Source organism: Bradyrhizobium sp. Crot121, assembly GCF_059512385.1.
In genome coordinates this window covers 1-311 of sequence record NZ_JCAMOR010000537.1, presented here as the reverse complement: position 1 = coordinate 311, position 311 = coordinate 1, and the positions used below count along the sequence as shown (strand labels likewise).

Annotated in this window: 1 protein-coding gene; it reads right to left on the bottom strand. The window is 60.1% G+C overall.

Annotation, left to right across the window (positions count from 1 at the left end):
- Nucleotides 1-169: 169 nt before the first annotated feature.
- Nucleotides 170-311: cold-shock protein (locus AC5ZGW_RS47825; RefSeq protein WP_496114363.1), on the bottom strand; the 142-nt coding region annotated here is incomplete at its 5' end.

The window sequence follows — 311 nt, the reverse complement described above, 5'->3', positions numbered from 1 at the left end:
AAGGCGGCCGTGATGCCGCCGATCTCAGCGTCGACGAGACGCGCGGTCGCCGAGGATGAACTGGCGCAGGCGATCGACCTGCTCCCGCCCGCCCAAAGAAAAACCCGGCACTGAGGCCGGGTTATATGTTCGACATAATTTCGCCAGCGCGAGGCCGGCGGTTTCGAATTCATCCGACTCTTAGATTTTCAGCGGACGTCTTGCCCCTGTTGGTCATCTCTTCGTAGCTGACCTTGGTCCCCTCATTGAGACCGCTCAGCCCCGCTTTTTCAACGGCCGAGATGTGGACGAAGACATCCTTGCCGCCCTTG